General features: G+C 62.2%; 13 protein-coding genes. 12 read left to right on the plus strand and 1 reads right to left on the minus strand.

Going from position 1 to position 12,222, the window contains the following annotated elements; genetic code table 11:
* Positions 1 to 66: 66 nt before the first annotated feature.
* Positions 67 to 585: a DUF2062 domain-containing protein gene (locus PMI01S_RS30105; protein ID WP_084323816.1), complete on the minus strand. Its 519-nt coding sequence runs from the start codon at positions 583 to 585 to the stop codon at positions 67 to 69.
* 135 nt (positions 586 to 720) lie between these two features.
* Here PMI01S_RS30105 and PMI01S_RS30110 point away from each other — a divergent pair, with 135 nt between their 5' ends.
* The 12 genes from PMI01S_RS30110 (at position 721) to PMI01S_RS30165 (ending at position 12,174) form a co-directional block, all read left to right on the plus strand.
* Positions 721 to 2,943, plus strand: a complete 2,223-nt coding sequence (locus PMI01S_RS30110) for a DNA internalization-related competence protein ComEC/Rec2 (protein WP_084323817.1) — start codon at positions 721 to 723, stop codon at positions 2,941 to 2,943.
* 98 nt (positions 2,944 to 3,041) lie between these two features.
* Positions 3,042 to 3,680 (plus strand): flagellar polar localization protein PocA, encoded by a 639-nt coding sequence (pocA, locus tag PMI01S_RS30115; protein WP_167362937.1) that lies wholly within the window; start codon positions 3,042 to 3,044, stop codon positions 3,678 to 3,680.
* Positions 3,677 to 4,108, plus strand: coding sequence for a flagellar polar localization protein PocB (gene pocB, locus PMI01S_RS30120; RefSeq protein WP_084323819.1), 432 nt, complete (start codon positions 3,677 to 3,679; stop codon positions 4,106 to 4,108). The genes pocA and pocB overlap by 4 nt, the downstream gene beginning before the upstream one ends.
* A complete protein-coding gene (lpxK, locus tag PMI01S_RS30125) occupies positions 4,108 to 5,118 on the plus strand; it encodes a tetraacyldisaccharide 4'-kinase (protein ID WP_084323820.1) in 1,011 nt (336 codons plus the stop codon). The genes pocB and lpxK overlap by 1 nt, the downstream gene beginning before the upstream one ends.
* Positions 5,119 to 5,141: 23 nt before the next feature.
* Positions 5,142 to 5,327 carry a Trm112 family protein gene (locus PMI01S_RS30130; protein ID WP_007945752.1) on the plus strand — a complete coding sequence of 62 codons (186 nt, stop codon included), beginning with the start codon at positions 5,142 to 5,144 and terminating at the stop codon, positions 5,325 to 5,327.
* Positions 5,324 to 6,088 carry a 3-deoxy-manno-octulosonate cytidylyltransferase gene (kdsB, locus tag PMI01S_RS30135; protein WP_084323821.1) on the plus strand — a complete coding sequence of 255 codons (765 nt, stop codon included), beginning with the start codon at positions 5,324 to 5,326 and terminating at the stop codon, positions 6,086 to 6,088. The genes PMI01S_RS30130 and kdsB overlap by 4 nt, the downstream gene beginning before the upstream one ends.
* Positions 6,088 to 6,552, plus strand: coding sequence for a low molecular weight protein-tyrosine-phosphatase (locus PMI01S_RS30140; protein ID WP_084323822.1), 465 nt, complete (start codon positions 6,088 to 6,090; stop codon positions 6,550 to 6,552). The genes kdsB and PMI01S_RS30140 overlap by 1 nt, the downstream gene beginning before the upstream one ends.
* A complete protein-coding gene (gene murB, locus PMI01S_RS30145) occupies positions 6,549 to 7,568 on the plus strand; it encodes a UDP-N-acetylmuramate dehydrogenase (protein ID WP_084323823.1) in 1,020 nt (339 codons plus the stop codon). The genes PMI01S_RS30140 and murB overlap by 4 nt, the downstream gene beginning before the upstream one ends.
* 247 nt (positions 7,569 to 7,815) lie before the next feature.
* The gene (locus PMI01S_RS30150; RefSeq protein WP_084323824.1) at positions 7,816 to 8,286 is read left to right on the plus strand and encodes a (2Fe-2S)-binding protein; all 471 of its coding nucleotides are present in this window, start codon (positions 7,816 to 7,818) and stop codon (positions 8,284 to 8,286) included.
* Positions 8,283 to 10,604 carry a xanthine dehydrogenase family protein molybdopterin-binding subunit gene (locus PMI01S_RS30155; protein WP_084323825.1) on the plus strand — a complete coding sequence of 774 codons (2,322 nt, stop codon included), beginning with the start codon at positions 8,283 to 8,285 and terminating at the stop codon, positions 10,602 to 10,604. Before PMI01S_RS30150 ends, PMI01S_RS30155 begins: the two co-directional genes overlap by 4 nt.
* Positions 10,604 to 11,587, plus strand: a complete 984-nt coding sequence (locus PMI01S_RS30160) for an XdhC family protein (protein WP_084323826.1) — start codon at positions 10,604 to 10,606, stop codon at positions 11,585 to 11,587. Before PMI01S_RS30155 ends, PMI01S_RS30160 begins: the two co-directional genes overlap by 1 nt.
* Complete coding sequence (locus PMI01S_RS30165; protein WP_084323827.1) at positions 11,584 to 12,174, plus strand: nucleotidyltransferase family protein; 591 nt, start codon at positions 11,584 to 11,586, stop codon at positions 12,172 to 12,174. The genes PMI01S_RS30160 and PMI01S_RS30165 overlap by 4 nt, the downstream gene beginning before the upstream one ends.
* Positions 12,175 to 12,222 lie beyond the last annotated feature (48 nt).

Genomic DNA, 12,222 nt, shown 5'->3' on the forward strand with positions numbered 1-12,222 from the left:
CGGTAACGGATATGTACCCCAGCCCACAGAAAAAAAGGCCTCCCGACAAGGAGGCCTTTTTAACATTCACAACATCCGTTTTTTCTTCCGCCGAGCCCACTGCCGACTCACCCACCACCGCCAATACATCATCACCAAACAATAGGCGAGGGCACCCAACACCAGCCCCACCACCACCGAACCCAGCAAAAACGGCTGCCACAGCGTAGAGAGCTCGCCGCTGATCCACTCCCAGGTCAACTCATCCGGCAGATGGCGAGCCGGCACATCCATCAGCCACGCCCCAGTCTGATAAGTACAAAAAAACACCGCAGGCATGGTGATCGGATTGGTCAGCCACACCAGGCTGACAGCAATCGGCATGTTGCCCCGCACGACGATGGCGAGAATGGCCGCCACCAGCATCTGCAACGGAATTGGCAGAAACGCCGCAAACAAACCCACAGCCATGGCCCGCGCAACCGAGTGACGGTTGAGGTGCCAGAGGTTCGGGTCATGCAGCAGCGTGCCGAGAAAGCGTAAGGATTTGTGTTCCCTGATGCTGATCGGGTCTGGCATGTAACGTTTGAATAAGCGCCGGGGCATAGGGCTTCTCGGTCGGTTAAGGCGGCAAGTATGTCTGGATTCTATGAGCCGCCCATTCAGACTTTGTGACAATTAATAACGATGCACGTGCCGTGAGCCGGCTATGCCTAGGAGGGGACTCTCAAGGACGGGCTTATGCGCACAGGGATGATGGCGCTGGCGTTGGGTCTGCTGGCCCTGCGTTTTTTGCCGGTATTACCGCCGGTCTGGTTATGGCTGGTGTTGCCCGTAACGGGTTTGATGTTGCTGCCGTTCAGGACTTATCCATTGGCGTTTTTCCTGTTCGGCTTCAGTTGGGCTGGCGCGAATGCGCAGTGGGCGCTGGATGATCGACTGTCGGCGAATCTCGATGGCGAAACCCGTTGGGTCGAAGGCCAGGTGACAGGATTGCCCCAGAACAATGATGGGGTTGTGCGTTTCGAACTGACAGATGCCCGGTCGCGACAGGCAAAGGTGCCGTCACTGATGCGCCTGGCCTGGTACGACGGACCACCGGTCAACAGTGGTGAACGCTGGCGGCTGGCAGTGAAACTGAAGCGTCCTGCCGGGCTGCTCAATCCCCATGCTTTCGATTATGACGCCTGGCTGCTGGCGCAACGCATCGGTGCAACCGGAACCGTCAAGGATGGTCATCGCCTTGCTGAAGCCGGCTGGGCCTGGCGCGACGGCATCCGACAACGCTTGCAAGCCGTGGACGCTCAGGGGCGAACCGGTGCGTTGACCGCGCTGGTGCTGGGGGATGGCGCCGGGCTCAGTCGCGAGGATTGGCAGGTGCTGCAAGACACCGGCACCGTGCACCTGTTGGTGATTTCCGGGCAGCACGTCGGTCTTTTGGCTGGTGTGGTGTATCTGCTGATCGCCGGGCTGGCTCGCTACGGTATGTGGCCGAATCGCTTGCCGTGGCTGCCATGGGCGTGCGGACTGGCATTCGCTGCTGCCCTCGGTTACGGACTGCTGGCAGGATTCGAAGTGCCGGTGCGGCGAGCCTGCGTGATGATCGGGCTGGTGCTGTTGTGGCGCCTGCGATTTCGCCACCTCGGTGCCTGGTGGCCGCTGTTGCTGGCGCTTAACGCGGTGTTGTTGCTGGATCCGCTGGCGAGTCTGCAGCCGGGTTTCTGGTTGTCCTTCGCGGCGGTGGCGGTGTTGATCTTCACCTTCGGCGGGCGCCTCGGCCCTTGGCGATGGTGGCAAACCTGGACCCGCGCCCAATGGCTGATCGCAATCGGCCTGGGCCCTTTGCTGCTGGTGCTCGGATTGCCGATCAGTCTCAGCGGGCCGGTCGCCAATCTGCTGGCGGTGCCCTGGATCAGTTTGCTGGTATTGCCGCCGGCCTTGCTGGGAACCCTGTTGTTGCCGCTGCCTTATGTGGGCGAGGGGTTGCTTTGGTTGGCGGGTGGGCTGATCGACTGGCTGTTCAAGGGCCTTGGGTTGATGGCCGGTCAATTGCCCGCGTGGGTACCCGTGGCGATTCCATTGTGGGCATGGGCGCTAGGCACTCTCGGCGCGTTTCTGCTATTGATGCCGCGCGGTGTACCACTGCGCCCGCTGGGTTGGCCGCTGTTGCTGTTGTTGGTTTTTCCTCCTCGGCCACTGTTGCCGGAGGGAATCGCCGAAGTCTGGCAACTGGATGTCGGCCAGGGGCTGGCGATCCTGGTGCGAACCCGCCATCACACGCTGTTGTATGACACCGGCCCGCGCTTCGGCGACTTTGACCTCGGCGAGCGAGTGGTGCTGCCCACCTTGCGCAAACTGGGCGTGAGCGGACTCGACCTGATGTTGCTCAGCCACGCCGACGCCGATCACGCTGGCGGCGCGCGTGCGGTTGCCCATGGCTTGCCGGTGACGCGAGTGCTCAGCGGCGATCCTGAGGCGTTGCCCCTCGAACTGCACGCCGAGGCCTGCGAGAGTGGCCGGCAATGGACGTGGGACGATGTGAGGTTTCAGCTCTGGCAATGGCCTTCTGCTTCGGACAGCAATCAAAAATCCTGCGTCCTGCAGATCGAGGCCAACGGCGAGCGCTTGCTGCTGACGGGGGATATCGACAGCGCAGCCGAACGAGCCATGCTCGACAGTCCGCTGGCCGTGCCCACCGACTGGTTGCAGGCGCCGCACCACGGCAGCCGCAGTTCGTCGTCAATGGCGCTGCTTGCCGCGTTGCAGCCCACGGCGGTGCTGATCTCGCGTGGTAATGGCAATTCCTTCGGTCACCCGCATCCCACCGTCATGGCCCGTTATATGAAACGCGGCATGGCGATCCATGACAGTGCCGAGCAGGGTGCCATTCGTCTGCACCTCGGACGCTTCGAGCCGGCGTGGGCGATGCGTCAGGAACGGCGCTTCTGGCGTGCCGCGCCATAACCGCGCGTTATTAAAGCCCGACCGGATGCGACATCACGGTCTTCGGTGCGCCACCCCCCTATGTTAGAGTGGCGCACTTTTTCGAGGGGACTGTCACTGTGTGGGAATTGGTCAAATCCGGCGGCTGGATGATGCTGCCGATCATTCTGAGTTCCATCGCGGCCATGGCGATCGTCGCCGAGCGTCTCTGGACCCTGCGTGCCAGCCGTGTGACCCCGGAGCATCTGCTCGGACAGGTCTGGGTGTGGATCAAGGACAAGCAGCTCAATAAAGAAAAACTCAAGGAACTGCGTGCCAACTCGCCGTTGGGCGAGATTCTGGCGGCGGGCCTGGCCAACTCCAAGCATGGTCGCGAGATCATGAAGGAGTGCATCGAAGAGGCCGCTGCACGAGTGATTCACGAGCTCGAGCGCTACATCAACGCCCTCGGCACCATCGCCGCGATGGCGCCGTTGCTGGGGCTGTTGGGCACGGTGCTGGGCATGATCGATATTTTCAGCGCGTTCATGGGCACGGGCATGGGCACCAACGCCGCCGTGCTGGCCGGTGGTATTTCCAAGGCCTTGATCACCACGGCTGCCGGCCTGATGGTCGGTATCCCGGCGGTGTTCTTCCACCGTTTCCTGCAACGCCGCATCGATGAACTGGTGGTGGGCATGGAGCAGGAAGCGATCAAGCTGGTCGAGGTGGTGCAGGGGGATCGTGACGTAGACCTGGCTGAGGGCAAAAAAGCGTGAAATTCCGCCGCAAACCGCGGGAAACGGTGGACATCAACCTCGCGTCGTTGATCGACGTGGTGTTTATCCTGCTGCTGTTTTTCGTCGTGACCACCACCTTCACCCGGGAAACCCAGTTACGCGTCGATCTGCCGGAAGCGGTCAGTGGTTCGCCTGCCGAAGACCAGCAGGTCAAACACCTGGACGTCGCCATCAGTGCCGAAGGCGTGTTCTCGGTGAACAATCAGGTCTTGCAGAAGAACGACCTGACCACGCTCATGGAAGCGTTGCAGAAAGAATCCAGCGGCGACACCAACCTGCCGTTGTCCATCAGCGCGGATGGCAAGACCCAGCATCAGTCGGTCATCACCGCCATGGACGCCGCCGGCAAACTCGGCTTCAGTCACCTGCGCATGACCACAGTCGAGGCGGCGCCGCCCGCTCCCTGATGGCCATGTCCGATCGCTTGCTCGCCGCGTGGTACGACGGTCATCCGGCCCTGAGGCTGTTGCAGCCGCTGGAGTGGCTGTATCGCCGTGTGGTTACGGCCAAGCGCAAAAGCTTTCTGGCGGGTGAGGGCGATATTTATCAGCCGCCGGTGCCGCTGGTCGTCGTCGGCAATATCACCGTGGGCGGTACGGGCAAGACACCGCTGATCCTGTGGATGATCCAGCATTGCCAGCGCAGCGGTTTGCGGGTGGGCGTGGTCAGCCGCGGCTATGGCGCCAAACCGCCGCAACTGCCATGGCGCGTCGAAGCCGATCAAAGCGCCGATGTGGCGGGCGATGAGCCGCTGTTGATCGTCCAGCGCACCGGCGTTCCGTTGATGATTGACCCGGACCGCAGCAGCGCCGTGAAAGCGTTGCTGGCGAGCGAGCCGCTGGACCTGATCCTGTCCGACGACGGCATGCAGCATTACCGGTTGGCGCGGGACCTTGAACTGGTGTTGATCGACGCTGCCCGAGGCCTGGGCAACCAGCGTTGCCTGCCTGCCGGACCGTTGCGCGAGCCGGTCGAACGCCTGCAAAGCGTTGACGCGGTGCTGTACAACGGCGCCTCGGAGGATCGCGACAGCGGTTTTGCCTTCCAGCTGCAACCCACCGAACTGGTCAATCTGCGCAGCGGCGAACGCCGTCCCCTCGATCACTTCCCCCCAGGCCAGGCGCTGCACGCCGTGGCCGGAATCGGCAATCCGCAGCGTTTCTTCACGACCCTCGAAACGCTACACTGGCAGCCAGTTCCGCATGCATTTGCCGACCACGCCGAGTACAGCGTGCAGGCCTTGAATTTCACACCGTCATTGCCGTTGGTGATGACCGAAAAGGATGCGGTGAAGTGCCGTGCCTTCGCCGCCGCCGATTGGTGGTACCTGGCGGTCGATGCTGCGCCATCACCGGCCTTCGTGGCCTGGTTCGATACGCAGCTGATGCGCCTGTTGCCGGCTCGTCTTTTGCCTTAAACCGCTTTATCCAGGGAATGCTCATGGACACCAAATTGCTCGACATCCTCGCTTGCCCGGTCTGCAAAGGCCCGCTCAAGCTCAGCGCCGACAAAACCGAGCTGATCAGCAAGGGCGCCGGCCTGGCGTACCCGATTCGCGATGGCATCCCGGTGATGCTCGAAACCGAAGCCCGCACCCTGACCACTGACGAGCGTCTGGATAAATGACCACAGCCTTCACCGTTGTCATTCCATCGCGCTACGCCTCCACCCGCCTGCCGGGTAAACCGTTGTTGCTGATCGCCGGCAAGCCGATGATCCAGCACGTCTGGGAACAGGCGAGCAAAAGCAGCGCCGAGCGCGTGGTGGTTGCCACTGATGACGCGCGCATTGTCGAGGCGTGCAACGCGTTTGGCGCCGAAGTGGTGCTGACCCGCGAAGATCACAACTCCGGCACGGACCGCCTGGCCGAAGTCGCCGCAACACTCGGTTTGGCGCCTGACGCCATCGTGGTCAATGTTCAGGGGGACGAACCGCTGATCCCGCCGAGCGTGATCGATCAGGTTGCCGCCAACCTGGCCGCCCACACCGAAGCGCGCATGGCCACATTGGCCGAGCCGATCGAAGACGTTGAAACCCTGTTCAACCCCAACGTGGTCAAGGTCGTCAGCGACCTCAATGGCCTGGCGCTGACGTTCAGTCGCGCAACCTTGCCGTGGGCCCGGGACGCGTTTGCGAAAAATCGCGAAGTGCTGCCGGAAGGCGTGCCGTATCGCCGCCACATCGGCATTTATGCCTACCGCGCCGGTTTCCTGCATGACTTCGTCAGCTGGGGCCCATGCTGGCTGGAAAACACCGAATCCCTGGAACAGTTGCGTGCCCTGTGGCACGGCGTGCGAATTCACGTCGCCGACGCATTGATCGCACCGCCCACCGGCGTCGACACCGTCGAAGACCTTGAGCGCGTTCGTCGCCTGCTGGAGGCCTGATGCGGGTTTTGTTCGTCTGTCTGGGCAACATTTGCCGTTCGCCGACGGCCGAAGGCGTGCTGAGGCATAAACTGCGGGAAGCGGGGCTGGCCGATCAGGTCGAAGTGGCCTCCGCCGGCACCGGTGACTGGCATGTCGGCAGGGCGCCGGACCAGCGCAGCCAGGCGGCGGCCAAACTGCGCGGTTACGACCTGTCCATGCAGCGCGCCCAGCAAGTGACCCGCGCCGATTTCGCCACGTACGACCTGATCCTGGCGATGGACCACAGCAACCTGCGCAACCTCAAGTCGATGCAACCGGCCAAAGGCAAGGCTGAGCTGGACCTGTTCCTGCGTCGCTACCAGTCGGATGTCGATGAAGTGCCTGACCCGTACCACGACGGTGACCAAGGGTTCGAGTACGTGCTGGACCTGATCGAGCGCGCGACAGACTTGCTGGTGATCGAATTGAAGGGCCGGATATGAGTTTGCAGGTTCAACCCCGGGTTTCGCTAAAACCGTTCAATACCTTTGGCGTGGACGTTCAGGCGCGTTTGTTTGCCGAAGCCCACAGCGATGCCGACGTGCGTGATGCGCTGGCCTATGCGGCGGAACATGACGTGCCGCTGCTGGTGATTGGCGGTGGCAGCAATCTGCTGCTGACCGCTGATATCCAGTCGCTGGTGCTGCGCATGGCGACACGCGGGATTCGTATCCTGAGCGACGACGGCAACAAAGTCGTGATCGAAGCCGAGGCCGGCGAGCCTTGGCATCCATTCGTTCAACACACGCTGGCGCAGGGGCTGTCGGGGCTGGAAAACCTCAGCCTGATCCCCGGCACCGTCGGCGCGGCACCGATGCAGAACATCGGTGCCTACGGGGTGGAGATCAAGGACGTGTTCGCCGGCCTGACCGCTCTGGATCGCCAGACGGGCGAGTTGCGGGACTTCACGCTGGCCGAGTGTAACTTCGCTTACCGTGACAGCCTGTTCAAACAGGAGCCGGGACGCTGGTTGATCCTGCGGGTTCGGTTCGCCCTGGATCGCGCCGCGCATCTGCATCTGGAATACGGCCCGGTGCGTCAGCGCCTGACCGAGCAAGGCATCGATCAGCCGACGGCTACCGACGTCAGCCAGGCGATCTGCAGCATCCGCAATGAAAAACTCCCGGACCCGGCGGTGCTCGGTAATGCCGGCAGCTTCTTCAAGAATCCCTTGGTCTCGGCCGCGCTGGTCGCTCAGCTCAAAGGCGAGTACCCGGACCTGGTGGCTTACGCGCAACCCGATGGGCAGATGAAACTGGCCGCGGGCTGGCTGATCGAGCGAGCGGGCTGGAAAGGTTTCCGCGAGGCCGACGCAGGCGTGCATAAATTGCAGGCGCTGGTGCTGGTCAACTACGGAGGCGCGACAGGCCTGCAGTTGCTGTCTTTGGCGCAGCGTATCCAAAAAGACATTTCCGAACGTTTCCACGTCGACCTGGAAATGGAGCCCAATCGGTATTGAGGCTACGCTTTCAAGACTGATCTCAAAGCCCTGCACATCTTCGATTGTGCAGGGCTTTTTTGTTAATGCTGGGTTAACTTAGCCACCTAACGATGCAAGCATTTGCTCCACCAAAGGCCCGATGCAGACGTTCCTGTTCGCATAAGAGAGCCTCAATTAGCCTGAGTCGATCTGCGTGATGCCAACCGCTAATCCCCAGCGGCAGATTGCTCGACCCCATAACCTCCAGACATATGCGGGCGTGCCCATGATTACCCTGAAACTTAATGGCCAAGACCATCAACTCGATGTCACCGAGGACATGCCGCTGCTCTGGGCTATCCGCGACGTGGCCGGTTATAACGGCACCAAATTCGGCTGCGGCATGGGCCTGTGCGGCGCCTGCACCATTCATATCGAAGGCGCCCCGGCGCGCAGCTGCATCACGCCAATCGGTTCGGTGATCGGTCAGAACGTCACCACCATCGACAACCTGCACGCCGATCCCGTCGGGCAAATCGTCCAGCAAGCCTGGCTCGACACCGCCGTCGCCCAGTGCGGTTACTGCCAGGGCGGGCAGATCATGTCCGCCACTGCGCTGCTCAAGACCAACCCGAACCCGAGTGATGAACAGATCGAAGAGGCGATGGTCGGCAATATCTGCCGTTGCGGCACTTACAACCGCATCAAGACCGCCATCCGCCAGGCATCCACCCACCTGAAGGAGGCCAAGGCATGAGCCAGTTACCGAATGATTTCGCCCTGAGCAACCTCAGTCGCCGTGGTTTCCTCAAAGGCGTCGGTGCCACCAGTGCGCTGGTCATTGCCGCGAGTTGGGGCTGGCAGGACGCTTTTGCTGCCGAGAAAGAAAAGAAATTCGGCGCTGACGGCATGCCCAACGGCTGGATCGATGATCCGAAGGTTTACGTCAGTATCGCGGCTGATGGCACGGTGACGGTGGTCTGCAACCGTTCGGAAATGGGCCAGGGCGTTCGGACCAGTTTGACCATGGTGGTGGCCGATGAGCTGGACGCCGACTGGGCGCTGGTAAAAGTGCAACAGGCGCCGGGTGACGAGGTGCGTTTCGGCAACCAGGACACCGACGGTTCGCGCAGCATGCGCCACTGGTACGAACCGATGCGCCGTTGCGGCGCTGCCGCGCGGACCATGCTTGAACAGGCGGCCGCCGAGCAGTGGAAAGTCCCGGTCGACGAATGCCATGCACAACTGCACAAAGTCATCCATAAACCGACCGGGCGAGAGCTGGGCTACGGCGCGTTGGCCGCGGCTGCCGGTGCGTTGGCGGTGCCGGCGCGCGACAGTGTGCGGCTCAAGGAGCCTTCAGAGTTCCGCTACATCGGCAAGGAAGGCACCAAAGCCATCGACGGTGCGGACATCGTTAACGGTCGCGCCATCTACGGCGCCGACGTGCATTTCGACGGCATGCTTTACGCCACCATCGCGCGTCCGGCGGTGTACGGCGGCAAGGTCAAATCCGTGGATGACAGCGCCGCGCTGAAAGTCCCGGGGGTGATCAAAGTCATCCGGATCGAAGGCCGTCCGCTGCCCTCGGAGTTTCAGCCGTTGGGCGGCGTGGCCGTGGTAGCCAGCAACACCTGGGCGGCAATCAAGGGCCGCGACGCGCTGAAAATCGAATGGGACGACGGCCCCAATGCCAGTTACGACTCGATCGCCTACCGCAAGGAAATTGAAGCCGCGTCGCTCAAACCTGGCAAAGTCGTACGCAACACCGGCAATATTGACGAGGCCATGAGCAGCGCCAGCAGCACCCTCGAAGCCTCCTACTATCTGCCGCACCTGGCGCAATCGCCGATGGAACCGATGGTCGCCATCGCCCGTTTCAAGGAGGGTGTGTGCGAAGCCTGGGCCCCGAGCCAGGCGCCGCAAGTCACCCGTGAACGGATCGGCGAACGCCTGGGCATTCCGTTCGATAACGTCACCTTTAACGTCACCCTGCTCGGCGGCGGTTTCGGTCGCAAGTCCAAGCCGGACTTCATCATCGAAGCGGCGATCCTCGCCAAGGAATTCCCCGGCAAGGCGGTGAGGGTGCAGTGGACGCGTGAAGACGACATCCACTGCTCCTACTTCCACACCGTGTCGGCCGAATACCTGAAAGCCGGTTTGAACAAGGACGGCCTGCCTTCAGGCTGGTTGCACCGCACGGTGGCGCCGAGTATCACCGCGCTGTTCGCACCGGGCATGAACCACGAGGCGGCCTTCGAGTTGGGCATGGGTTTCACCAACATGGCCTACGCGATTCCTAACGTGCGCCTGGAGAACCCGGAAGCGGCGATTCATACGCGGGTCGGCTGGTATCGCTCGGTGTCGAACATTCCCCACGGCTTTGCGATCCAGAGCTTTGTCGATGAACTGGCGCACAAGGCCGGCGAAGATCCGCTGAAGTACCAGATCAAGTTGCTCGGCCCGGATCGTCAGATCGATCCGCGCACCTTGAGTGAAGAGTGGAACTACGGCGAGTCGCCCGAGCGCTATCCGATCGACACCGGGCGGATGCGCACGGTGCTGGAAACCGCTGCCAAAGCGGCGGGTTGGGGGCGTGATCTGCCCAAGGGCCGAGGCTTGGGACTGGCGGTGCACTACAGCTTCGTCACCTATGTGGCGGCGGTGATCGAGGTCGAAGTCAAAGACGATGGCACATTGATCGTGCACAAGGCCGATATTGCAGTGGATTGCGGTCCGCAGATCAACCCGGAGCGGATTCGCTCGCAGTTCGAGGGTGCCTGCGTGATGGGCCTGGGCAACGCGGTACTGGGGGAAATCAGCTTCAAGGACGGCAAGGTCCAGCAGGACAACTTCCACATGTACGAAGTGGCGCGCATGTCCCTGGCGCCGAAGGAAGTTGCCGTGCATCTGGTGACGCCACCGGGCAGCGTGCCGCTGGGCGGCGTCGGTGAACCGGGCGTGCCGCCGATAGCACCCGCGCTGTGCAATGCCATCTTTGCCGCCACCGGCAAACGTATCCGCAACCTGCCGGTTCGCTATCAGTTGCAGGGTTGGCAGAAGGCTGAAGCCTGATGGACAGCGTCGATCTGAACGTCCTGCGCAGCGTGCTGGAATGGCGTCGCGCCGGTCAGCGGGTGGTGTTGTACAGCGTGGTCCAGACCTGGGGCACCGCGCCCCGGGCACCTGGCGCCATGTTGGCCTTGCGTGAAGACGGCGTGGTGATCGGTTCGGTGTCCGGCGGTTGTGTCGAGGATGACTTGATTGCCCGGCTGCACGATGGCCGCATCCCGGCTGACGGTCCGCCGGTGCAACTGATCACGTACGGTGTTACCCGCGAGGAGGCCGCACGCTTCGGTTTGCCGTGCGGCGGCACTTTGCGCCTGACCGAGGAGCGCGTCGGTGACCCGGCCTGGGTCGCCGAATTGCTGGCGCGTTGCGAAGGCCATGAAATCGTCGCGCGCTCGCTGGATATTGCGACCGGCGAGGTGGTGTTACAGCCGGCGAACAGGAGCGATGTGCTGAGTTTCGACGGTCACACGTTGCGTGCGATCTACGGTCCGCGCTGGCGGTTGTTGCTGGTCGGTGCGGGGCAACTGTCCCGGTATGTCGCCGAGATGGCGCGATTGCTGGATTTCGAAGTGCTGATCTGCGATCCACGCACCGAATTTGTCTACGGCTGGGAAGAGCAGCACGGTCGCTTTGTCCCGGGCATGCCGGACGAAGCGGTGTTGAACATCCAGACCGACGAACGCACGGCCATCGTCGCGCTGACCCACGATCCGCGCCTGGATGACATGGCGCTGCTCACGGCCCTCGATTCCCGGGCCTTTTATGTCGGCGCGCTGGGCTCGCGGGTCAACAGCCTGAAGCGCCGGGATAACCTGGCTCTGCTAGGCTTGTCACAAGAGGCCATCGAGCGCTTGCATGGGCCGATCGGCCTGCACATCGGCAGCCATTCCCCGGCGGAAATCGCCTTGTCGCTGCTGGCTGAAATCGTGGCGATCAAGAACGGCGTCGAGCTGAAACAGAAGAAGCCGTTGCGGGAGGAGGCATGAGTGAGCCCATTGGCGTCATCGTGTTGGCAGCGGGGCAGGGCAACCGGTTTCGGCAGGTGGCGGGAGCCGATAAGGATAAGTTGTTGGCGGACTGTACGGGACGCGATGGCGCCGTTCATTCGGTGATCGAGCAGGTGCTGGTCAGTTTGCCGGCCACTTTGACGAAGCGCGTGCTGGTGACGACTGAAGATCGCCCACAAGTGGCTCGTATGGCTCAGGCGTATGGTTTCGAGATTGTGCTGATCGAATCGACCGGCATGGGTGACAGCATCGCGGCTGGGGTGGCGGTGTGCCCGCAGCTCGGTGGGTGGTTGATTGTGTTGGGGGATATGCCGTTTATTTTGCCGTCGAGTATTGAGCGGGTGGTAGCGGGGGTTGCTGATGACTCTGTCAGTGTGCCGGTACATCAAGGGAAGTATGGGCACCCAGTGGGTTTTGGGCGTTCGTTTGGACCGGGATTGATGGCGTTGTCCGGAGATCACGGGGCCAAGCCATTGTTTGCGTCGGCGAGGATGGTCGAGGTCGCGGTGGACGATCCCGGGGTGTTGTGGGATGTGGATGTGCCCGCTGCGTTGGTCTTCAAGTAGGCGTGGCGCAGCTCAAATGTGGGAGCGGGCTTGCTCGCGAATCGGGGG

The sequence above is a fragment of the Pseudomonas migulae NBRC 103157 genome, assembly GCF_002091715.1.
Lineage (GTDB): Bacteria > Pseudomonadota > Gammaproteobacteria > Pseudomonadales > Pseudomonadaceae > Aquipseudomonas > Aquipseudomonas migulae_A.

Excerpts from the sequence above, each read along its gene's own strand:
- PMI01S_RS30155 (WP_084323825.1), top strand. The coding sequence starts at position 8,283 with ATGAGCCAGTTACCGAATGATTTCGCCCTGAGCAACCTCAGTCGCCGT.
- PMI01S_RS30105 (WP_084323816.1), bottom strand. The coding sequence starts at position 585 with ATGCCCCGGCGCTTATTCAAACGTTACATGCCAGACCCGATCAGCATC.
- PMI01S_RS30150 (WP_084323824.1), top strand. The coding sequence starts at position 7,816 with ATGATTACCCTGAAACTTAATGGCCAAGACCATCAACTCGATGTCACC.
- murB (WP_084323823.1), top strand. The coding sequence starts at position 6,549 with ATGAGTTTGCAGGTTCAACCCCGGGTTTCGCTAAAACCGTTCAATACC.
- PMI01S_RS30160 (WP_084323826.1), top strand. The coding sequence starts at position 10,604 with ATGGACAGCGTCGATCTGAACGTCCTGCGCAGCGTGCTGGAATGGCGT.
- PMI01S_RS30110 (WP_084323817.1), top strand. The coding sequence starts at position 721 with ATGCGCACAGGGATGATGGCGCTGGCGTTGGGTCTGCTGGCCCTGCGT.
- kdsB (WP_084323821.1), top strand. The coding sequence starts at position 5,324 with ATGACCACAGCCTTCACCGTTGTCATTCCATCGCGCTACGCCTCCACC.
- lpxK (WP_084323820.1), top strand. The coding sequence starts at position 4,108 with ATGGCCATGTCCGATCGCTTGCTCGCCGCGTGGTACGACGGTCATCCG.
- PMI01S_RS30130 (WP_007945752.1), top strand. The coding sequence starts at position 5,142 with ATGGACACCAAATTGCTCGACATCCTCGCTTGCCCGGTCTGCAAAGGC.
- PMI01S_RS30140 (WP_084323822.1), top strand. The coding sequence starts at position 6,088 with ATGCGGGTTTTGTTCGTCTGTCTGGGCAACATTTGCCGTTCGCCGACG.
- PMI01S_RS30165 (WP_084323827.1), top strand. The coding sequence starts at position 11,584 with ATGAGTGAGCCCATTGGCGTCATCGTGTTGGCAGCGGGGCAGGGCAAC.